This window comes from Legionella sp. PATHC035 (assembly GCF_026191115.1).
In the GTDB taxonomy this organism is placed as follows: Bacteria; Pseudomonadota; Gammaproteobacteria; order Legionellales; family Legionellaceae; genus Legionella.
On the sequence record NZ_JAPHOT010000001.1, the window covers coordinates 1,369,466 to 1,392,558 of the forward strand.

The following is a 23,093-nucleotide window of genomic DNA, read 5'->3' on the forward strand; positions in this document are numbered from 1 at the left end:
GAATTATTGTTCTGATTTTAAGGACAAACGCGACTACCCGGTTTTCCAGAAATAAAATAAGAATAGGAATTATTTTATATCAAAAATTGACTGAGACCGTTTATGGATTTTGATTAAAGACCTTCCAAGAAATGCTGACCGGAATGCATTTTTGGTAATAATATGTTAAGATTTTACAATATATGATCACTGCTCATAGGGTTCATCTTTTTTTATGTTAACGAAACTATTTAACACCCAGTATAAAAAAGAGCCCATTTCTATGAGGGGCTCAATTAAAAAAATCACGTCGTCTCCCCTTGTAGTCCCACCCGAGCAGATACAGCAATTATTGCAAGCCCCAGAATGTGCCCAAGATAAAATTGGCGAGAAAAATTATAAAATTCTTCGCTTTTTAATAAGAACCAACGGGGAGCTTGTTTTTGCCCACGAGGGATATCCTGGTGGTCCTATCCCAGCCCATTGGCAGATGACCGGGGAGAAGTTGCCCTCAAAAGCATATTGTCTCACAGCAGGCAATGTTTTTTTTGATAAAAAAAATAATTTATTAGTACGCATCAACAATAAAAGTGGTGATTTTAGACCTCCATTTGATTCACTGCAATTGGTTTTCCCTAAGTTAATTCAGGCTCAAATTCCACTGGGTAATACACTGCGGATTCAAAAACTTGACAGCTCAGGCTGTCCAGAAGAACTTTTTCGAGTGAGCAAGAAGGAAATACTCACCCATTTTGGTGCTGCTGCGCCTACCCCTGTCGTAAGCAATAAACATCTCGATGAAGATCTAAAAAGACTAGAACGATTCTGCAAAGAAAAATTAGCACTGAATAAAAAGAATAAGCTTGGTATTGAGTACAATGAGTCTATAAAACGCTTTTATAATAAGGCTGTCCATATTCGTAAATCCAAGTTGCCGATTAAACAGATATCCCAACAGTTGAAAACACTGGCACATGAGGAGTTTCATCATCGGCACAGCACCAGACGTCTTATTGCAGATATCCTACTGATCATCAGTTGTTTTGGTGGTATAGGGCTGATCGTAGGGTTTGGTCGCATGGGATGGGGAACTTCATTTTTGTTTTGTGATGCAAAAACAGCCCGCGAAAAGGAGCTTATAGATCATTGGATCAATAAAATCGCTGAATCGAATAAACACGAGACGCAAGTATTTAATAGTTACTCGCTTGGATAATCGTTTTTTTTAGGTCCACCTGAATATTATCACACCCCATCCTTAGAAAAGAAAGTTTAGAATGACTGGCTCCAGAACAACTCAATCAACTTGAGTACTAAAAATATTTTTTACTCCTTGAATCTTTTTTTCCAAAGAACTCGAAATGGTTTGATGTTCTGAATGCAACGCAATTTGCCGTAAATCAAGTCGAGAAATAATTTTCATCATGGTCGTATTATTGATTTTTCTAGCTTTCCTCAACGTACGCAACTCCTGATGGGCTCCCTCTAAAGCCGCATAGCGTAATTGTCGTTCGAATGTTAAGGCTAATATACTTTCCAATTTTTCATTTTCAGTCCCATGGTTTGATACAATAAATTGATTGAACGAATCCATTAACTTGTTTGCAACCTCAATGCACAAAGCCCTCTCACGTTCATTGGCCTCTTCACATAGCCGATCCATTTTCATTTTGATCGCTTCAACGGCTGCTTTAGATAAGGCAAGCACCGCTTCATTTTCTTCATCTTGGTTATGTTTATGCAACAAGTTTTTCAACCCTGGAGTAATCAAAGGTAACAGCAAACTACTAATAACCAAAGAACACAATACAACACCAATCACAAGAATAATTAAAAGCTTACGCTCAGGAAAAGGCCCTCCATCGACCATATGCGGTAACGATAAAATCGCAGCCAAAGCAATTGCCCCACGAACGCCACCTAGTGAAAAAGTACTGATTATTTTTAAATTAGGAAAACGCCAGGAACTCTTATTACGTCTGGATATTAATCCTTCAAAAGGTAGGGTTAAATAAATCCATAGGGTGCGCAGAAGAATTAAGGTAATGGTAATAAGAACAACAATCATTGCGTATTCGGACAAACTATATCCAGTTGCTTTGAGGAATTTGATTGAATGGGGTAAATATAACCCCAAAAGGATAAAGATAATTCCATTTAAAGTAATATCAAGAACCTCCCAAACAAAATGACCTTCCAGACGCATTTTGGCCATGGTTCTATCTAAAAATCCAGCTCGATCTACTGTAAAACCTGCAGCAACAGTAGCCAATATCCCTGAAAAACCTAATTTTTCAGCAACGAGATATACGGTAAAAGGCAACAACAGCAATAATAAATTTTCAGTAGTGGTTTCATGAACGTTATGTTTGGTTAACTTGCCCAATAGCGAAATAAAAATATAAGTAAGAATTACCCCAACCCCAATCCCGCCAAGACTAATGAATAAGAGGCTCCAGATTGCTCCCGTCAGCGAAAACACTCCTGTTAACATCGCAGCAACCGCCAATTTAAAGGAAACTAAGCCCGAAGCATCATTTAACAATGCCTCGCCTTGTAAAATATGCATGATGCGATCAGGTATGCGCGCTCCAGCGGTCATTGACCGAAGTGATACCGCATCGGTCGGTGAAAGTGCTGCCGCTAATGCAAATGCAGCAGGCAAAGGAATGAGCGGAATTAACCAATGCACCAGATAACCAATACCAGCCACTGTAAAAAAAACCAAACCAATCGACAACATAATGATAGGCCGGGTGTAGAGCAGAAACTCACGTTTTGGAAAATGCCAGCTGTCATTGAATAATAAAGGAGGAACAAATAACAACATAAAAAGTTCTGGATTAAATCCCACATCAAAGAAAGCGGGAAATAAATCTGCCAGAAGTGTCCCTATGGCAATTTGTATTAATGGTGTTGGCAGGAAGGAAACAAAGCGTGTAATCACCCCAGAAATCACCATTAAAAAAAGAAGAATTAAACAAATGACCACGCCTTCCATTGTTTTTATTACTCCTAAGATTTATTGAGATTGATCAATTAATGCCTATTTCCCTGCTTGACCTTACCTTAAAACTCAAATCAAATTGATGCATAAGCACTAGCCCTCATTGAGCACTTATTTCTGTTGATTGTAATTCACTTCTATGGACGCGAATAGAGCTAATTAAGTGACGAAAAACGTTTTTCATACTCATCAAGCTCCTTGTAACAAATTTTAATTATAATAAATACACACAGAGAGTATTTTTTTTATCTGAATGTATGCCTGATAATTATAGTTTGAGTGAAATTAGCTCTATTGAAGATGCTACTGCTGCGTGGCAATCTTTTTTTGGCCGTTTTTCTCGCCGGAAATTCCACCAGGTGTTGATGTCACTTTTGATCCAACATTACGTGTGTTTGGTCCTAGAGAAAATAAAAATGCCAAATACAAAAATTTTGGCCAAAGTATATCCATTGATGAAAGCTCAGAAAGGCAATTAATTCCTATACTTGTCAATATACAGCTTCTTTCTAAATTTGGTGAGAAGAATACTAAAAAAGTTCAAGGAGAACTTAACAAAATCTCTGCGGGATTCAAGAAAAATAATCAGCACCCTTCCTTTTCAAAAGTCACAACTGAATGCATCAATTGCCCCTTTTGCGTCAATGACCGAAAAATTAGATTTCCTTGAAGCATGTTATGAAAAAATCGTTGATTCCACAGAATATACTCAACGACGGGCAACAATAGGCAAGGCATTGAGTTATTTTAAAAAACCATTATCGACCACCCAACGAAAACACGTGATTTTATTAAAAGAAAAACTCGATGAACTCGTTACTGAGTACAAGTACCGTTTAAACAACGAGGAAGAGCCTAAAGAACTGCAATGGTATATGAAAAATAGGGGCTCGAATCTGGCTCTTTGTCATACGGAACGATTTTATATGCATCTGGACTCAACCGTTCCTGCATTTAAAAAATAAGAACCCAAATTCTAGGCATCAAAAAAACTTAAAACAGAATCTTGTGCTGCCATCGTATCGTCAAAACCGAGTTTTATTAACTCTCGGGCGAATTTTTTTTCAAACAATAGAAAACTGAGTAAATCACCGGAATGACGTTTTGCACCAAGAAAATTCAGCAAGATCCGTAATAACATGGGTATATTGTTATAATGAGACTGAGCCACTGCTGCTATATCCACACTGGGGCGTAAATGTAAGGTTTGAATAGGCCGCCAAGGAGCATGCTCTTTTTTCTCAGGAGGTAACATATGCGCCATAGAATTCATGTGGCTCACCATCTCAAGATCACGCTCGAGGTTATCTAAAAATAATCCATTGACCATGCTCCCCAAAACACGTGTGAAATCAATATCGCTGCCCTGTAATTTTTCTGGATTGTGTAACGCAGGTAGTTTCCGAGTGCCGATAATTAAAATTTTATCGACTTGGCAACGGATAGCGCCACGTAAGGGAGCTGCTAATCCCACATGGCCATCTCCGTAATGAAATCCATCTATTTTTGCAGGAGGGAAAAACAAGGGTAATGAGGTGGACGCCAGGAAATACTCCATTTGCAGATTCACTCTTTGACTACTATGAAGCGGATCATTCCAATCCTCAAAATCCTCTGCGTGATGCTGATAAAACGAGATGGTTCTTTGCGTTTCATAACAGCTGCTGATGATCTCCATCATGTCTAAGTGCTTATTCTTAATGGCACGCTCCAAACTCTCAAAATGAATAATGTTCTTAATAAAATCCTGTAAAGGCGATGTATCAAGGATATGGCCTAATAGACGTTGCTTCATCAGCATACTGCTCATATTGCGTATAGCCGCTTTGCTTAGTGCATAATTACTGGACTTAAAAATATGCTCACAGGTAATATCACGCCATAATTCCTCTAAGGTGTTCGCACCAGCAGAAAAATCAAGCACATTCCCACCTAATACCCCTGCATTAATACTGCCAACACTGGCCCCAGTGAGCATATTGAAAGGAATTTTCTTTGAGCCAAGAATGGTGCAGATCGCCTTGATCACCCCAGCCTGATAAGCTCCACGGGCTCCACCACCCGCTAAATAAAGCGCTATTTTGGTCATTGCTGCTTTTCTTAGAAAGAGAAGTAAAAAATATAGCTTTGTTATCCGCTAGTGGCAAGTACATCAGCCCGTATGGCGCTGACGCGAATATAGGGCTGCTCACCTTAACACGAATTGACCATAAAATAAATCATTTGATTGACATTTGAACTAAAAAGGAATACCATGAAATAGGTTAATTTTTTGTACTCATCATGCAAGAACCTTTAGAAATCAAACATCCTTTTCTCAGACGCGTTAAAGAAAGTGATTATCAACGAGTTTGGGAAATATGGATGCAAGATCATATTATCCAATGGATGTCATTTACCAAAAAAGATTTGCAATCCTTTAAAGCAACCTTTGACCGTCTTAATCAACAAAGTGATGTCTATGTCATGGTCGATTTAATCGATGACAAAGAAACTATTGTTGGTGTCCGTCGGATTAAATATCTCTCAGGGCCTTATGAACATGTTGCGGAATTTTGTTCCATGGGAGTTGATAGCCAGTACCTCAATAAAGGCTATGGCAAAATTTTTTGGAAAGAATTTGAAGAAATTGTAAAACAAAACCCCAAGGTTAAATGCATCCGATTCACACAAAGTGGCGGCAACAACAAAGCGTTCCACCTCTCTGATTCTATAGGTTATAAAACAGAAGCCGTATTTCCAGATTGGTTACAGCGGTCTGGAGAGGATGAAAAAAGTCATTATTATCTTATTGAGCGCTTTAGTTATAAGATCATTGATGAAGCATTACTTGAACAATCAAAATCTTTTGCATCAAAAAAATATGAACCCAAACTGCCGCCTCTGTTGGATGAAACATCAAGTCATTTAACCGTGCAACGTGTAAACAACAAAATTCAAGTCTTACACGATAAGACCCTAATCCTTGATTTTGATTATTATCCTGATGACAGCGTGATTCAACATATTGCCTTTCTCGAAGATCTTAAGATTTATCAAAATGATAAAAAACTCTGTTGTGCTGCATTAAGATTGGCTTTAAATGCTCTATTGACAGAAAACCGGGTAAAAAAACTTGAACTGTTCACCCATGACGACAAAGCCATAGACCTATGCGCAGAATTAGGTTTTTGGATTCGTGGTGAACGGCCTGCTTCTTACTGCCAGGAAAGTCAGTATTTAAATGAATTGGGTGTTGAGTACAGTTTTTTTGATATCCAAGATGCGCACTCCTTGTTTAACAGCTTCAAACACAATGAAGGCATAACGGCAAAATTAAATGAGTTGCAGCAGATCATTAATTTCCTTGAAGACAAGGGAGTTTGTGATTCATTGGGTAAAAATTATCTGGCAAATATAGTCTACCAGATTGTTCGTGATGAGCTTTTAGAACAAAAATTATATGTATCTTTAGAGGACAAACCCTGGGAAAAAGTCTTAACCCAATGTCCTGAAGTATTTGCCCAAACAGCAAAACAATTACAGTCTGCTTTAATTCATTTACGCCACCCCCAAAAGGAAGAAGCTAAACCCAGCCAAATAGGAATATTCAGCGGATTTAAGCCTCCCTCTTCCCAACAGGCCACTGATACTACAACATTGAGCACCAACCCAATGGATAAGCTGTAAACAGATTATTCCGAACTCGTGATCAATCTCCTGAAGTTGGCATACACGATGTTTTGAAAACAGGTGCCGCAATGAAGAGCGTCTTCCTCGTAAACTTGCTAGGGTGACGGAATTCGTAACTCCTCAAGATGATGGGGTGATCATTTAGTTAAGAAAAAAATTTTGCGATTTATTAATAAGTTATACGATCCAATGAATGCAATGTGACTTGGAAGTATTGACAGAATCATCAACTTAGCTGTATATTAATAATACAAATATTTTATACAGAATTTTTATGTCCCTTTCTACTGTACACCACAAGTTAAATAAAGAAGCAGGTTTCGCACAAGCCTTTGCTTGCTTTTTTTATTTTAGCTTTTTTAGCCCGCAGCTGGGTGGTCGGTAGAATTAACTAACACTCCAACCCCCAGCTTAGTCTGGGGGTTTTGGTACCCAAATTCCCAGACAAGAAAAGCATGGGAGTTGGATAGAACCCAAAGAGGAGTGTCCATCATGCACCATCAATCGCGAACACATCGTTCCCAGGCTCTACCCAAATTACTTACTGTCTGTAGGAGGGGATGATGAGCTATTCCATCTTAAAGAAACTACCTCCTGTAGACGAAATTATTCAAGAAATTCCTTTATCTCCTGCGGCCCATCTGCAAATTGCTCGTGACCGAGAAGAGGTTAAAGCCATTTTAGAAGGTCGTGATCATCGTCTTTTAATGATAGTCGGACCTTGTTCTGCCTGGCCGAAAAAAGCAGTGCTGGAATATGCTCGTCGTTTAGTGCAATTAAACAAGAAAGTGAAAAGCGAATTAAAACTCATTATGCGCGTTTATATTCAAAAACCGCGAACAACTAAGGGGTGGACCGGTCCGGTAAACCAACCGGATTTATTCTCTGCTCCAGATATTGCCTCTGGAATAAAATACACCCGAGATATGATGGTTAAGGTCATTGAAATGGGATTGCCTATTGCTGATGAAGCGTTGTTTACCCATAATGCTAAAGGATTTCTGGAGCTTCTGTCTTGGGTTGCAATTGGAGCCCGCAGTTCTGAAGATCAGGAACATCGAATTTTTGCTTCCTCTTTAGACTGTGCAGTAGGATTAAAAAACCCCACTCACGGTTCATTGGCTATCGGCGTAAACAGTATTGTTGCCTCCCAACATGATCATGTCGCGGTATTCGATGGCTACGAAGTACAAACCCATGGAAACCCGCACGCGCATATGGTTTTACGCGGCTCCAATCATGCCCCTAATTATTCCATTGCCCATCTTAAAGAAGTAAAACATCATATGGACATGCATCAGATCATCAACCCATCGATTATTGTTGATGTCAGCCATGATAATTGCTTGGTAGACGGCAAAAAAAATCACCAATTACAACCTTCTATTGCTCTAAACGTTTTAGAAAGCATTCAAAGCCACCCGGATTTAAAAAAGTTGGTTAAAGGCTTCATGGTGGAAAGTTTTATCAAAGAAGGGAATCAAAAAGTTGATGCGATGAATCCAGATGACCTTGATCTAAGCGGGCTATCGATTACGGATCCATGCCTCAGTTGGGAACAGACCGAAACGTTTTTACTGGAACTTGCGAAGATGCGATCTTTAGAAAGCAAGGAGTTGGCCATGGAGGTGCAGGTATGAATACTTTATTTGGTATTTCAGGAGATGCAGGTTCGTTTTCTGAAGAAGCGGCCTTAGTGTATGCAAAGCAAAAAAGGTTGGCTCCAACTCTTGTTCACTTACTGGATATGGAAGGTGTTCTGCATGCCATCGAAAATGAACGTATCGATCTAGGTATAGTGCCTGTCGTCAATCTCATAGGTGGCCTAGTCACGCCAGCATTCCAAGCCATGGGAAGACATTTATTTACTCCTATTGACGAACTATGGCATGAAATCAATCAATGCCTCCTCGTACGACCCGGCATTCAATGCCATCAAATTAGCCACATCGTGTCCCATCCTCAAGGATTTGCCCAATGCCGTCAGTTCCTCCAAAAACAATTCAAAAACACAGAACACATAGAATGGATTGACACAGCAAAAGCAGCCAAGGACTTAGCGGAGGGAAGATTGCCGCCTCATTCAGCAATCATTGCCTCAGCACGTTGCGCAGAACTGTATGGTTTAGAAATAAAAGCGGCAAAAATCCAAGACAGCCATCCCAATCGAACCGCTTTTATCTTGGTAAAAAACGCACGACTTCTCAAGTAAGGAGGATATCATGCCGACACTCGAAGAATTGAGAAAACAAATTGAACAGGCTGATGCTTGCATCATCGAAATATTGGCGAAGCGTCAAGAACTCTCGAAACAAATCGGTGCTCTAAAATCGCAAGAAGGGAAAAAAGTACTGGACCGTTCGCGTGAAAAACAATTGTTTGAGTATTATGAACATTTATCCAAGCAGTACCACTTGCAAGAAGAATTTATTAATCGATTATTCAAAATCATCATATCCAACTCGAGAAAGGTGCAAAAATAATGAATCATTTTATAAAAAAGAGTTTACCTGAAGATTCTGCAACCGTTGCGATTAATTCATTAGCCCAGCAAAAAATAAAGGAAGGGATTAAAATTTATAACCTCAGCGCCGGTGAGCCCAAACTTCCCCCCCATCCCTCAATTGTTACAGCGACTACATACGCCCTGGAACAAGGAGAAACCCTTTATCCTCCAGTAGCAGGAGTTCCAGAACTACGGGCCTTGGCCAGTTCCTGGATGAATACAACCTATAGCTGTTCGTTTAAAAAAGAAAACTGCCTAGTCGTCAATGGTGGAAAATTTGGAATCTATTTGCTGATGCAATTATTAATTCAACAAGGTGATGAGGTCATTATCCCCGCCCCCTATTGGGTCTCTTACCCAGCTATGACTCAATTAACTGGCGGGAAACCTGTCATCGTTGACACCCTAGAAGCAGAGGGATGGAAGTTGACCCCCCAGTCACTTAGAAAAGCATGTTCGCCGCAAAGCAAGCTTCTTATTCTCAATAACGCCACAAATCCAACCGGGGCATTATATACCGAAGAGGAGCTTATTGAACTGCTGCGCGTTGCGCAGGAACAGGATCTACTTGTTCTAGCGGATGAAGTGTACAGCGCCCTCACCTATGATGAGCACTCCTATATCTCGTGTGGCTCTTTTCCCCAATATCAAGATCGGGTTATTGTGATTCAAAGTTGCTCAAAAAATTTTGCCATGACGGGTTGGCGAATTGGTTTTGTTTTCGCATCCCAATCGATGATTCACCCCTTAACTGCCCTGGTTAGTCAAAGCACTAGCGGCGTAACCACTTTAAGTCAATGGGCAGCCATTGCGGCCTTAACCGAAATAAATGGTGTCAATCAATGGGTACAACAAGGTATGCAAAAAAGAAGAGATACACTTGTTAAGGCTTTAAATGATGCTTTTGGCCTAACCTTAAATTCCCCAGCTTCGTCGCTCTATCTGTTCCTGTCTTTAAAAAGCCTGGGTATTAACAGGCAAAGTTCGGAGGAATTTTGTAAACAAGCTTTGGAAGAAGCTCATGTTGCCTTAGTTCCAGGAATTGCGTTTGGCAAAGAAGGTTATGTGCGGATGTCTTTTGGAGCCAACGAAGACGATTTAAAAGCAGGAGTTGATGCATTAGCTCGATGGCTGTATTCCAAGTAAAAGCGATACCGCCGACTCAATTCCTTTAAAAAACAACTCACAAACAAACGTCCCTGATGCTCCCCCTCGGCGCGAGAAAGACTCTTAATCGACCAATAATTAAAATTTTAAGCCTATATGATCACTGGATTTACATCAAAGGCAATCAATGTGTATAATTAATGCCCATTCATAAAAAAGGTGCTTTCATGGTAAAGATTGTTGTCCAAAAAGATAACCATGAACTCGTTTTGCTGGATACAGAACACATCAGGTTAAGTGATGCATCCAAATATTATAAAAAACTTTCATCCTTCGACAAAATAGATGAAGCGTTGGAAGTCATGTCGAGTTTTGATATGGGCGACAAAGACAATTGGCGAGTCGCAATACTGTTTAAGAGTCTAAAGAAGATACAAGAAGATTCCAAAGAATCAGAAATCAGCTCTCTCTTACAACAATGCAAGAATTTTTCATTAATGCATATACCTAATTCGAAACAGCTTGTAAGCATGAAGAAATTACGCTGTTATCGAGTAGGAGCAGATGCTGGAGCAGGATTTAAAGACGGTGATTTAGATATTCTGGGGACTGAAGGACTTTTACACTGTACCGGTGTTTTGGTCGCCACAACAGATGCAAAGGGTACCCCCTGTTATTATGTCGCACATATATTTGGTGATCGAACAACAACGAGTGCCGTTCAAGAGGAATTGGATCGAATTCTTTCTGACCTACAAGCGCTTACCGACAGAAAACTCCGCTGGTCGGATTTAGAAGATCAAGTGACCTTAGTAGGACCTGGAAGCGAATATGAAGAGCCAAGCCTGTGTTATAAACAAACATTTAAATTATTAATGCAAGCAAAAGCAAATCCTACACCTTTATTTGGTGATAGCGTTGCTTTCAACATCACAGGAGAAGGCGAATTAATCCTATTAGATCCTGAGGCACAATTAAACGAGGGGACTCAATCCCAACTGCCGAGAGTAGGGCATGGTATCTATTCTCCTGTTGATAATAGAGACGGTGATGAATCAATAACCACGATTGAACAACAAATTGCCGATGCAATTTCAGCGGATAATTTTCAATACACCAATCATTTTGTTGTGAGCAAATTATAGAATTTTTTCAGATCGCGCCTACGCAGGGATGACGGGATGCCCCACAAGCGCCCAATTGTTACGTACCGACTTAATCCCTTGAGTTTTATTCAGCTTTGAAATGCAAAAGTTCCCTTTTAAATTGTAAAAAAATCGCAATAAATTGCAGGGCAATTGCTGCTGCCATTTATAATTGAGTTATATTATCACAAGTTGATTTTTTTTCTTTTTATATAAAGATTATTGTGGAGCCCCATTATGTCGACGTCCGAACAAGAAATGAGAAGCAGATTATTAGCCGAAAAAGCTGAAGAAGAGCAAGAAAAGAAGAAACATCAGCTGCAGGAATTAGAACTTGAAGAGCAAAATAGAAAAAAATCGCTAATCAAACCGGAACAAATGAATAAGGATTGGCCCAAGATAGTTGAAGAGTTCAAAAAACAATATGGGAAAGAGCCTGACAAAAATGGTGCGCTGGTTTTTGATTCACCCGAAGAAGTGACCAAATTTTTCCTCGCGCAAGCCACTGCGACACCCCCCCGAGAATTTCATGGTGTCCAACTAGGTCAGGATGGCAAGCCCATAGATAACCACGTATATTCCTGTGGCAGTGGCCATCTTTTTGAGGGCAGCTTAAAGGAAATTCAAACTCAGATAAAAAAAGCCTTAGAGCATGATCCTGAAAATCAAAAACTTAAAAATGGACAAGCATATATTGAAAATTTAATAAATCCCCAGAAAACTATTGAGATGCGCCGCAACATCAGTGACTTGAGAGATTCGAAAGAAGAAACCTTATCCGAGTCACACAGAAGTTCCATGAGCAGCACTCTTTAATCCCCACCCGTAGCCTGTAGAGGCTACTTTTCCTCTACAGGTTCCCGCTTATTGCTTTATTTTATAGTTTTTTTACATAGCCCTATCCATTTTAGCTGGAGTGTACCCTTTTTCATAAAAAGGGCTTAACTCGAGCTCAGTGCATTGAAGTGATTTAAGACAACCCCTATAATTTCATTTAATTAAAAATCACAGGATAGAGCATGAAAATAGATGAAACCTCTCAATCAGTTGAAGCCTTAACCAATGAAGACTATTCCAAAGCCATGAACTTTATTGGGCAAAATTTATTGTCCTCTTTAGTACAATCCGTAGAAAAATTACCGCCACATTTTCGTAATAGTAATGTAATATCCCAGGCGCTCTCTGCATTTTTAGCGAATATTATCTACAAACAATCGCCAGACAATTCTGAGTCCCGCCAAAAAATGCTTGAGGCAATGACCAGCCTGGTGCAAATGCAGCTGAACAACGTCCCAAATCCATCAAAATAAAAATTGGAATGATTCCGTATTAACTCATACGGAATCAAAAATAAGCCGCATTAAATTCAGCTTCACTCATAAACAATCTTTTTTCCTTGAAGTTGCCTTTATGAATGTTTTTTTCACGGTATTTGTTAAAAAATTCCGTTGGCTTGTAAATTATTTTGGGTGGTTGGTACGTATTATTTGCCCGATATTCATTATAATTCGGGTTTATTTTACGAAGACTATCATCTAATAATTGAATCGAAGAGTCTAAATTGGCTATTGGCGTCGATAAAATAAAAAAGAGCCGATTACCCGATCGGCAATCAAGATAAACCGCAAAATCATGAATAGGTTGATTGAGTGCCTGAGCAAGACATTCCACTACCTGTTTTATTTCAGAAACCAGGATTTTTTCAGAAATTAGGGAAATTTGTTCCTTTGCACGCGCAAAAAATTTGAAGGTAAGTGGTTTCACAGAGGTGATTTCAATAATATCTTCCATTTCATAATTGATTAAGCCGGCAAGGGTTGTGACATAAATAAGATAACGCCCCCCCTCTTTTAGCTCATGCAATTGCAAAAACTCGAAATCGTCTCGATTCTGTTTCAATTGATAAAAGACATCAAAGGGATTAAAAACAAGGCCGGGCCAATCACTATGTAAGGTATGCCCAAAAAAACCTTCTGCGGCTGAATAATGCTCCAAAAATAGCAGCTTTTTCTCTGTGCTGACATCACCTATCCAACTTTTTTTAAGGTAATCGATTTGCGAAAGAGATAAAAAATTTCCTCCATAGACACATACAGATAAATTTGTCCATAACTGCTGCAGATGGCTCACATTAAAATAGGATAATGCTTTGGCAGTAACTAATTGGATAATCGCAGGAAAACCTAAAATCATGCGAATATCTTGATCTTTAATTTCCTCAAAAATACGTGTCATCCGTACTTGTGCATCTGGAATAGCCAATGTTTTTGTTGATGGATAGAGCAAGTCCTTATAAAGCCAATGCCGATTTGAATTCATATACCCCGATATGAAGCCTACAGGCAGAGCCGTAGGAGAATTATAAACATAGGGTTGTGCACTCAAATACAGCGCCTTGCCATCAAATAACTCCTTAGGATTATTTAATTCATTGGAAAACCCCGCATATAAACTAAAACCAATGCGTACCAGGTTGTTGATTAAACTGGGGGTTATTGGAATGTATTTGGGACCACCAGTAGTTCCTGAAGTTAAAGAAATGGCTTTAATAGGCTCCCAACTAAAAAATCCCTGTTTCCCTTCTTGATAGATTTTTTCAAACTCAGGCCGTAACATTTCATAATTAAAAGCAGGGAGTGTTCGTGCATTATCCATAGTTTTTAATTGAGATAATCCACATTGGATGCCAAGCTCTGTTTTTCTACAGGTATTGATAATTTTTTTAAGTGCTGCGTTCTGATAGGGATAGGGATCATAAGCGCTGTTTTCGATTTTTTTGGCGTAATGACGAATAAGGGGTGTGCCACAATTTTTTAGAATCCAATGGCGGAACATGCTTCTGGCCTATAGTTTATAAAAGCAAAATGTCTCATTACTTTAAGTTTAGATTATGGGCAATTAGTTTGTCTTATCCGGAGATTTTAATTCAGTGATCAAACAACTCACCGGACTCTCATTCACCAAATAAAAAATCATGAATAGACGACACACCTTGTAGCCCTTATTATTTCGAAACGGGTTAATTTATAAAATCCAATCCTACCCCTATAATTTATGCTAAGCCCCGTGTATCTTTGAACTATAAAATTTTTTAATCAATTAAAATTAGGAACCAAGGTTTTAATTGCTCAATGGACTGGAACATGATTATTTCTTCTATTACTGACTATCGTGAAGCGGCTCGACGGAAACTTCCTCGATTTCTGTTTGATTATATCGATGGTGGTGCTTTTGCCGAACAAACACTCAAGGCCAATACTGAAGATCTTGCTAAGGTACTATTAAGGCAAAGGATTTTAAAAAATGTAGGACATCTCAATTTTGAAACAGAACTTTTAGGACAAAAGCTGGCAATGCCAGTCATCCTAAGCCCCGTAGGTCTTACCGGAATGTACGCCCGAAGAGGTGAGGTCCAAGTAGCCCAAGCAGCTGCAGAAAAAGGAATACCTTTTGCCTTATCAACAGTTTCTGTATGCTCTTTGGAAGAAGTATCCGCCCATAGTTCTCGGCCTGTCTGGTTTCAACTGTACGTACTCAAAGATCGCGGCTTTATGCAGAGTATGCTGGAACGGGCTCAAACTTGCGGTGTGACTCATCTGGTATTCACCGTAGATATGTCCACTCCAAGTGCACGCTATCGCGATGCACGCTCAGGAATGTCTGGTCCATTTGCCCGTGAACGTCGATTCTTGCAAGCCCTGATGAAACCCTCCTGGGCTTATCAGGTGGGCATTATGGGGCGTCCACATGATCTAGGAAATATTTCGATCTACTTAAAAAAATCGATAGGGCTAAAAAATTATATTGGGTGGTTAAATCAAAATTTTGATCCCTCAATCAGTTGGCGCGATCTGGAGTGGATACGTCATTTTTGGAAAGGACCCTTACTCATCAAAGGAATACTTGATCCAGAAGATGCAAAAGATGCTGTAACTTTTGGGGCAGATGGAATTATCGTCTCCAATCATGGCGGACGGCAACTCGATGGGGTATTATCTACCGCAAAAGCGCTGCCTAAGATTGCTGATAAGGTCCATTCCGACCTCACCATCCTTGTTGATTCAGGGGTACGCTCGGGACTCGATGTGATACGGATGCTGGCTCTCGGAGCCCAGGCAGTGCTTCTAGGTAGACCGACAGCATATGCTTTAGCGGCAAGAGGACAAGCTGGAGTGGAACATATGCTTGAGTTGATACGCAACGAAATGGGTATTGCGATGACGTTGATGGGCGTAGGTAGGTCGACAGAAATTAACCGAACTCATCTTTGTACTGGTTCATGAATTCGGAATCATCCCCTGTAACATTTTGCTCTACGTCTGAGCATCCTTAAACCCCTTGCAGACTTCGTCCATATCCTCAGGGAGGTGTTCTTAACCTGTTACTTTATCCGGGATGGAGTCGTGTTAATCTGGTAACATAACAATAAATTTTACAGCGAAATACGCGATACCAAGGTTTGGTCTATTATAAAATACATCATGCATGCACATGCTATGCCATGTGAAAACACTTTAAAAATTGGTGCAGACAGTGAGATGAGTTGTAACACTATAAATAACTTAATAATTTTTTAGGACCCAATATATGGAAAATAAATTGGAACTTATTGAAAATGAATCGTCACCTCAGCAGCAAGCCGTCAAAGAATGTGAAACGAGTCCTAATCCACAAGGCACCTATTTGTTTTTTACCGTTCAGCACAAGAAAAATTTCGCTCCTCTGTATCCCAAAAGACTATCGATTGCTCATGTTGCCCAAGGAGCCATGAGTGGCGATTGTTATCTACTCTCGGTCATCAATGCAATCCTTGCTTTACCGAATGGCGAACAATACATTCGTGACGCAATGATTGATAAAAAAAATAAAATCCATGTCCGTTTTTTTAAGGATGATAAGCCGCAATGGCTCATGATTGAAAAATCATTACCTACATCTTGGGGCATTTTAAGTTCGGGCAAAATCTGGGTCCGTTTTCTTGAAAAGGCCTATGTTACTTTTATGGGCGGCAATTATAATAAAACGCTAACCAGCGGCGATAGTCGAACCGCGTTAAAAGCATTTCTTGGAGGGTTTACTGAATCAATCGCTATTCCCCAACAAGCACAATCCTCTCTTGCTCAATTATATAAAAAACTGATTTATGGCTGTAATGGAAAAGACATTTATTCTTTAATTTTTCTTCTGCGCCCTCATGATAAATTAGCAAGTATCACCAATATGCTCGAATATATTTTTGCGGATCAGCAAACGCTATTGCATGAGTGGTGGAACTGGGTCCATCTGAATCAAAAATACTTTGAGCAATTGCTTGAAGAAAATCTCTTTTTAACCAAAGAGAAGTTCATTTGCTTTTTACAACAGCGAATGCATCACAGCATGGCGCCCCCAGTTAAGGCGATTTCAGCCGTGACAAGCTGGTTGCACCGGTATGCCATTTTGCCTGGAGAAAACGAGTACAGTTATGATGAGATTGATTTGTTCCTTTCATTAAAAAAGGCTCATACAGAACAAAAACCTATCGTCTGTAGTCCAAAAGAAGATCCTCCTGAGGGAATTACCATGCAGCATACCTATGCGTTGCTTGACACTAAAGAAAGTAAGCGAACCCATCGCAAATTTGTCATTCTTCGCAATCCACATCATGAAAACCGTCATTGGTTGTCTCATTACCTCTTTTATGGCGGACGATATTCAATCGAACAAGAAGAAAATGGACAAATTGAATTGATTACTTTACCAGTAAGACGCTCTACTTTTACTATGGAACTCAGAGATTTTGCTCATGCATTTGCTTATGTTGATTGCGGCCGCTCTCTGTTGGATAAAAATCTTCAACCAGAACTTGAAAACAGCGCTAATTTAAAAAACTAGGGATAATTTAATCTGTTGAAAAAGATGCCCATAGGGTTACAGCCATTTCTTTTTCTTGAAAAGGATATAAAGAAATAAGGCACAGAAAATAATTAAACCCAATGCGCCAAAATATCCGTATTTCCAGTGTAACTCAGGAATCCACTCAAAATTCATTCCATAGATTCCAGTAATTAAATTGAGTGGCAAAAAAATGGAGGCGAAGGCAGTGAGTACGGCCATTGTCTTACTCATTTTTTGCATTAATTCATTATCAATTTGTCCTAATAAGCCATTTAATAACTCACGAATTGAATCCACTTCATGAATAATGAGATGGCTATGATTCGACAAATTATATAAGGAAGAACGGCATTTTTCTGAGACAACAGAAATATTGCGCGTCGTAATCCGCATTAAAATTTCTCTTATTGCCATCATATAGCGTTTGATTTGTAAGGTCTGGTGTTTTACCTCCGCAACATCCTTATAGATATTCTCATTCGTGGTTTGTAATACAGAATCGAACTCCTCCGCTATTTCCTCATAATTAAAGAGCACCTTGGCGTAGTCATTAATAATCCCTTCAAGAAGTAAAAATAATATGAAACATGAGGTTTTTGCATAGTGAAGAGACTTTGAACAATTGTTTAGAAAATCAAATAATACAGGCAGCGGTTTTTCCGATGCAGTAAAGCAGTAATTTTCAGTAAGATGAAACACTAAGTTATCGAGATTTATTTCATTATTTTCATTGAGCTCAAGCGAAGCCAAGCATTTAATTTGCAACGTGAGTGCCTTATCATTATCAATAAGATTCGTTAAATTATTTTCTGCACATAATTTAATGACTTCTTCAGGTAATTTGAGTGTGCTGGCGAGTTGATTAAAGACATCGACTTGCTTGAGGTTGCTATGAATCCAATACACTTTGCTTTTTTCTTGAGGATTGATCTGCAATTCCTCAAGAGCAAGCTGTTTCATGCGGTGATGGGTTAAATCAAATTCAATTGCAACGGTATCAAAAGTATTCATTTTAACGTACGTCCCTGTGATGCCTCTAATTAATTATGACTTGTTTTCTCTGATAATCAATTTCAATACAACTGCTTTGCATTGGAGCGTATTCTCTAAACAATCCTGTCATCCTGATTTGCGCAAAATGACATGCTCGAACTAATGAACTTACTTTACCTGTGGGTCAATCACATAATCCCAAAGATTATTAAATATTTGCACGATCTGAAAAGGGCTGAGTACCACCGAAACATTCGCCAAAGCAACAGATAAGTCACTGCTGTCACCCACCAAGATGTTGGCTACAATGGGGGCAATTGCCCCACTTTTTTTAATGTAATCAATAATTCGTTTATCCAGATCTTCAATACTGTTCAGATAGGGAATTAAGATCAGGGGATGTACGTTTGGATTCATTAAAATTTTCAAAAACTGTTCCCAAGAAGCAATGATTGAATCAGGGGCTATCATTTTACTGGCAAATTCTTTCCATATTTCCAGCCTCAACCTTTTAGCAAACGTATCTTTAAAAACACTTGATTTATCATCATCAAAAATGACCATCGATGTTTCGCTATCATGGGTAAAGGAGCGTTGGTTCACGTTCGCAGAACCTATAATAACAATTTCATCATCCGCTATGATTATTTTAGAATGCATGGCAGGATGATAATTTTCTTTGGCGGCATTGACCCGATCGATTAGAACAAGCGCTACTTTATCCTTAACCTGCTGATTCACTCCACTGAGTAAAGCATCCCAAAACTCCCCTCTTTTCCTGTCGGGAATAAGTATGTCTGTGGTTTCTTGTGAATCCTGAATGGCTAAAATTAAACAAACAAAATTGGACTCTTGAATCTTTTTATTGAGTTGCTTTGCAACATCAACATTGACTAAATATTGATCTTCAATGTAGATATACTTTTGTGCGTTAGCGATGATTGCAAAGTAGGCGTCCTTCAAACTCCGATCGTGATCGTTGCTGTTCGGATCATTATACGTACCGACAACTTTTCCGTAGTAGAAGTTCCCCATGGTGATTTCACTTGGTTTTGTTTCATTTTCTCCTTTGAGTTGAATATTCTTGGTACTGGGATGGTTATGCCATCTTTTTTTAAATTTTTGCAGGATTTGATACGCAGCAGGTCCTTGTACTTTGCAATGGACGTCATGAACATTGGAATAATCTTTATGATAGGCATCAAACCGATTCTTATTGATATCCATCCCCCCACAAAAGGAAATGAGTCCTTCTTCTCCTTTAATAACAAGTACCTTTTCATGATGACTGCCTACATTCTTACTTAAGCAGTATCTAAGGATGGCATAAAAAGGGTCTAACTCTTTGAAAATGGATTGATATTGACTAAATTTCTGCATAATAAAGGGGACGAATTGAGCAACGAACTGCCTGGAGTCCGAGGTGGAATAAGTATTATCATCTAAGAGAGCCACTGTATTTGATAAACCATTTAACTTGGGAATGTTATTCAAGTTCATTTTTTGTAATTCAACACTCGGATTATTCCAAACTAAAATCCGTATTTCGACTCCTTTGGTGGATGCCGTATTTAATAAATTAAATAAAGTCGATTTTTGATCCGTCTCTATGAGAGGGAAATCAATGTCCAGCATCCATCCAAGAATATAAATATAATGATCGGGAGTCTTTGCGGTTTGAAGCGCTTTCACAATTTCAGCAAAAGCATTTGTCCCATCGACCATATATTCGATTTGATTCCGTGTTGCATCCGGAAATACTTTTAACCATTTATTGGCCATGGCTAGATCTGCCTACCCGTTTTGGGATCGTATTTTACCTCTACCGGAACGATCTGATCAGTTGGGAGAATTTCTATCCATTGATCAAAAATTTCATAGTTTTTACCCACGTTTGCTCGAAAACCACCCTGTAAGGGGAAAAATCCATGTTCGTAAACGCGATCAATGGGGGTTGCCGTTACCGTGTTGGTGTCATCAACCAATGCGGGATCCGATACTTCACTGGGTTTAGGATATTTTCCAGTTTGGATTCCTTCTTCATATTTCTGTTGTATTTTTTTAGCTAAATCCATGATGACATCAATCATTTTTTGGCCATTTAAAGGATGGCCATTAATGTCTTTTTCATTCGAATTATTGGTGTGATAAATGACATCATCGGTAATCCCATTCATGCCTTCAACACCTTTTAACCAATTAATGGCAGCTTCTTCTTTCCCTGGCCGGATAGGAATGACCGCTTTTACCCAAGGGGCATTTAAAAACGCATTGCGCATGTTGTCGCCATCTAATTGCAACAACCAGCCTAGACTGCTGCCTAACTTGGCGGGATCTGAATCTTCGGTCATATAATAATTATCTCGTTGTTGCTCATTGATGCCTCCCCAACCCACGGTACTGGAACTTAAGAGATTATTTTCAGAATTTAAATCGGCAATGCTGATTTTATTCATCAAGCCCTTCTGTAAGACTCTATTGACCCCACTCAATACTGGTCCTGATGGATTAAAAATGGGAGTTGGTGTTTCTTGCAACTGTTGTTTGCTCCGATGTAATCTCGGCCTCCACCATTCAGGAGACACAAAATACAGCATTTTATCAATATCAAAAATAGAGTTTATGAGCTCGGCGACCACATGTCGGGTTCGATCATCTGGCAAGGGAACATTGTTTAAAAGCATGCTCTGCACCAGCTGACGGTAGACGACAATCCGTTCTTCTTCTCTTAAGTCTTCACTATCACGTGTTTTAATTTTACTCGCCAGGGTCACCCTATCTTTAACAGTCTCTACGTACGCTTTTTCATATTCTGCCTTTTCCTTCGCTTTAAAATTTGCGAGATTTGCATTGTTTTGTTGAATGATCGCATCATTGGCTCCTGCTTTGGGAGCCCAATGCAGAATAAGAGCGACATCAAGACTGTTTTCTCCTTGAAAATCAGCATAATCCAAATGTAAGGTGAAGGTGGCCTTATCCGATAAATTTTGAATCGAATCTTTCCTTGATACTTTTACGGGTTTCCCCTGGGGATCAAATTCCACATCAGTCAAATCATAATTCGCTTTAGAACATACAAATTCCTGCGCGAAATCTGCTTGAATTTTTTCCACGTCATCAAACACAACCCATTCCGTACCCGAATAAACCCCGTTCACATAGACCTTTTTATTGTCTGCGTCCGTACCGTCTAGAGAAACAAAAGGAATGGTAATGTTTTTCTCTTCTTGAAAAGGCTGGAACGTAGGGATTTCCTCAGGATGCGGAATACTATCCAAATCAGCCGGGACGGCAATATGGACCAGTTCTGCTATTCCTAATTCTTTGCCTGGATCATCCACATAGGTTTGCCAACACAAATAGGATCCTACATCTTGAACTTGCACCCCAACTTGCCGCATTTTTCGGCGTAATTCATAGTTTATAAGCTCTTCAGTAGTATTTGTTAAGGTATGTTTAATGCTCGAAACATCGGTTGTTTCGGTTACCGTTTTAAACGTTGATTTATAATTTTTCCTTATTTCAGATGATAACTGTTCTGTTTGCTGGCGCATTTGTTTGTGTGTTGCCTCACGTGCTGTTTGCTGTGATGTCTTATCATCAAAACTGGATGTCGCTTCGACTGATGCATAGGACGCTTTAACACTCGCCCCGAAATTGACGTCTTGTTGGTTCTCATCTTTAACTGCATCCGAAAGCTCATCTTGCGTTGTGGTCGTTGTGGAAGACTTGGTAATGAGATCCAAGGTGGTTTCTAATGTACGCTCAACCGTGGTGTTGCGCGTATGGACTTCGATGAGTTCCACGGTAGAGCCCGGGCTTAGCCAGACATGATCAACCGGGGTTCCAAGAAAAGTATCTAATTCAAAGAAATATTGTCGAAATAAATGAACAATACTGATTGGTGATAAAGCCACACAATCAAGATAGTCTTTATTGGTGGGATCCAGATCATTAATATTGAGAAAAGCATCACTACTGTTATCGGCAGAAAGCATCTTGGTGAGTCGCGTCGCTTCCTCGGTATTATTCACTGTACTATAAAAAATGTGGGTTAAAAGATCGTAGGCTCGTTGCTTCACGAGAAATAATAAGGTTCCCGCCACTGAGGACTCATATTCTAACTGATGCTCCAATACCCCAACATCTATCCTTCGAGTATTAATCGATGATCCAGTCACATTGCCCGCACGTGAAAGAATGCCTGAACTGGGATTTAAATTACTTCGATTATTAATTTGCGAATAGGCATCCGTGTATATTTTTACAATATTTTTATTAAGGATTGCATTCACATAGTCATTCGTAATGATCGTATCCCAAATACTTGGTTGGTAATTTTGATAGGGCGGCAGCTGTAAGGAAATTTGTTGTAATACCACGCTATCAAAAGTGCGGATTTTTCCCGCCTCAAGGGCGCCTGCTTTAATTTGGATGTTGATTTGGCCATCCTGGGTATAATTAATATCAATCAAACCGGCAAACTGACTTTTTAACTTCTCCAAAATTGACGCTTTATCATTTTGAAATCCCGTCTGAAACCGTTCTTGAATTCGTTTGGATTTCCATCCAAGCAAAGGTTGGTATATGCCAAACAGTTCACTATCATAAGGAAGGACCGTAGTATAATTCGAAAGATCGGTTATCCGTTTCACTATCGTCATTTTCACAACCTCCTTGATTCATCCCTGAATTCCTTGAGTTTGTTTTTGATAGTCAATTATTTTTATGAATAAGGAATCCAACAACCTTGTTAATCCCCAATTGTATAAATTTAGCACAAATATTCATAAATTTTGTTAATACT

At 39.3% G+C, this 23,093-nt stretch carries 19 protein-coding genes; 13 read left to right on the forward strand and 6 right to left on the reverse strand.

Features of this window, described 5'->3' with window-relative positions:
• The first annotated feature begins 214 nt into the window (after positions 1-214).
• Complete coding sequence (locus OQJ13_RS06175; protein WP_265709945.1) at positions 215-1,195, forward strand: hypothetical protein; 981 nt, start codon at positions 215-217, stop codon at positions 1,193-1,195.
• An 81-nt stretch (positions 1,196-1,276) separates the two neighbouring features.
• Here OQJ13_RS06175 and OQJ13_RS06180 read toward each other — a convergent pair whose 3' ends face one another.
• Positions 1,277-2,980: a Na+/H+ antiporter gene (locus OQJ13_RS06180; protein ID WP_265709946.1), complete on the reverse strand. Its 1,704-nt coding sequence runs from the start codon at positions 2,978-2,980 to the stop codon at positions 1,277-1,279.
• Positions 2,981-3,299: 319 nt separating this feature from the next.
• Between OQJ13_RS06180 and OQJ13_RS06185 the strand changes: the two genes are divergently transcribed.
• Together OQJ13_RS06185 and OQJ13_RS06190 are read left to right on the forward strand one after the other, a co-directional pair.
• Positions 3,300-3,656 carry a hypothetical protein gene (locus tag OQJ13_RS06185; protein ID WP_265709947.1) on the forward strand — a complete coding sequence of 119 codons (357 nt, stop codon included), beginning with the start codon at positions 3,300-3,302 and terminating at the stop codon, positions 3,654-3,656.
• Entirely contained in the window at positions 3,631-3,951 is a 321-nt protein-coding gene (locus OQJ13_RS06190) for a hypothetical protein (RefSeq protein WP_265709949.1), read from the forward strand. Before OQJ13_RS06185 ends, OQJ13_RS06190 begins: the two co-directional genes overlap by 26 nt.
• Positions 3,952-3,962: 11 nt before the next feature.
• On the opposite strand, the gene OQJ13_RS06195 is transcribed toward OQJ13_RS06190, so the two are convergent.
• On the reverse strand, positions 3,963-5,075 hold the full coding sequence (locus tag OQJ13_RS06195) for a patatin-like phospholipase family protein (RefSeq protein ID WP_265709951.1): 1,113 nt from the start codon (positions 5,073-5,075) through the stop codon (positions 3,963-3,965).
• Positions 5,076-5,269: 194 nt separating this feature from the next.
• Between OQJ13_RS06195 and OQJ13_RS06200 the strand changes: the two genes are divergently transcribed.
• From OQJ13_RS06200 to OQJ13_RS06235, 8 genes are all read left to right on the forward strand, one after another.
• On the forward strand, positions 5,270-6,655 hold the full coding sequence (locus OQJ13_RS06200) for a GNAT family N-acetyltransferase (RefSeq protein WP_265709953.1): 1,386 nt from the start codon (positions 5,270-5,272) through the stop codon (positions 6,653-6,655).
• Between the two features lie 566 nt (positions 6,656-7,221).
• Positions 7,222-8,298 carry a 3-deoxy-7-phosphoheptulonate synthase gene (locus OQJ13_RS06205; protein ID WP_265709955.1) on the forward strand — a complete coding sequence of 359 codons (1,077 nt, stop codon included), beginning with the start codon at positions 7,222-7,224 and terminating at the stop codon, positions 8,296-8,298.
• Positions 8,295-8,870: a prephenate dehydratase gene (locus OQJ13_RS06210; RefSeq protein ID WP_265709956.1), complete on the forward strand. Its 576-nt coding sequence runs from the start codon at positions 8,295-8,297 to the stop codon at positions 8,868-8,870. Before OQJ13_RS06205 ends, OQJ13_RS06210 begins: the two co-directional genes overlap by 4 nt.
• Before the next feature lie 10 nt (positions 8,871-8,880).
• A complete protein-coding gene (locus OQJ13_RS06215) occupies positions 8,881-9,141 on the forward strand; it encodes a chorismate mutase (RefSeq protein WP_265709958.1) in 261 nt (86 codons plus the stop codon).
• Positions 9,141-10,310, forward strand: coding sequence for a pyridoxal phosphate-dependent aminotransferase (locus tag OQJ13_RS06220; RefSeq protein WP_265709960.1), 1,170 nt, complete (start codon positions 9,141-9,143; stop codon positions 10,308-10,310). The genes OQJ13_RS06215 and OQJ13_RS06220 overlap by 1 nt, the downstream gene beginning before the upstream one ends.
• Positions 10,311-10,498: 188 nt before the next feature.
• On the forward strand, positions 10,499-11,416 hold the full coding sequence (locus OQJ13_RS06225) for a hypothetical protein (protein WP_265709962.1): 918 nt from the start codon (positions 10,499-10,501) through the stop codon (positions 11,414-11,416).
• A 237-nt stretch (positions 11,417-11,653) separates the two neighbouring features.
• A complete protein-coding gene (locus OQJ13_RS06230) occupies positions 11,654-12,232 on the forward strand; it encodes a hypothetical protein (RefSeq protein WP_265709964.1) in 579 nt (192 codons plus the stop codon).
• Between the two features lie 203 nt (positions 12,233-12,435).
• Positions 12,436-12,726: a hypothetical protein gene (locus tag OQJ13_RS06235; RefSeq protein ID WP_265709966.1), complete on the forward strand. Its 291-nt coding sequence runs from the start codon at positions 12,436-12,438 to the stop codon at positions 12,724-12,726.
• Between the two features lie 34 nt (positions 12,727-12,760).
• On the opposite strand, the gene OQJ13_RS06240 is transcribed toward OQJ13_RS06235, so the two are convergent.
• Positions 12,761-14,251, reverse strand: a complete 1,491-nt coding sequence (locus tag OQJ13_RS06240; RefSeq protein WP_265709968.1) for a GH3 family domain-containing protein — start codon at positions 14,249-14,251, stop codon at positions 12,761-12,763.
• Between the two features lie 308 nt (positions 14,252-14,559).
• Here OQJ13_RS06240 and lldD point away from each other — a divergent pair, with 308 nt between their 5' ends.
• Both lldD and OQJ13_RS06250 read left to right on the forward strand, forming a co-directional pair.
• Positions 14,560-15,699, forward strand: coding sequence for an FMN-dependent L-lactate dehydrogenase LldD (lldD, locus tag OQJ13_RS06245; RefSeq protein WP_265709970.1), 1,140 nt, complete (start codon positions 14,560-14,562; stop codon positions 15,697-15,699).
• Between the two features lie 304 nt (positions 15,700-16,003).
• The gene (locus OQJ13_RS06250) at positions 16,004-17,290 is read left to right on the forward strand and encodes a C2 family cysteine protease (protein ID WP_265709972.1); all 1,287 of its coding nucleotides are present in this window, start codon (positions 16,004-16,006) and stop codon (positions 17,288-17,290) included.
• Positions 17,291-17,326: 36 nt separating this feature from the next.
• Here OQJ13_RS06250 and OQJ13_RS06255 read toward each other — a convergent pair whose 3' ends face one another.
• The 3 genes from OQJ13_RS06255 to OQJ13_RS06265 form a co-directional block, all read right to left on the reverse strand.
• Positions 17,327-18,304, reverse strand: a complete 978-nt coding sequence (locus OQJ13_RS06255; protein ID WP_265709973.1) for a magnesium transporter CorA family protein — start codon at positions 18,302-18,304, stop codon at positions 17,327-17,329.
• A 150-nt stretch (positions 18,305-18,454) separates the two neighbouring features.
• The gene (locus tag OQJ13_RS06260) at positions 18,455-20,068 is read right to left on the reverse strand and encodes a phospholipase D-like domain-containing protein (RefSeq protein WP_265709975.1); all 1,614 of its coding nucleotides are present in this window, start codon (positions 20,066-20,068) and stop codon (positions 18,455-18,457) included.
• A gap of 2 nt (positions 20,069-20,070) precedes the next feature.
• Positions 20,071-22,950 (reverse strand): peptidoglycan-binding protein, encoded by a 2,880-nt coding sequence (locus tag OQJ13_RS06265; RefSeq protein ID WP_265709977.1) that lies wholly within the window; start codon positions 22,948-22,950, stop codon positions 20,071-20,073.
• Positions 22,951-23,093 lie beyond the last annotated feature (143 nt).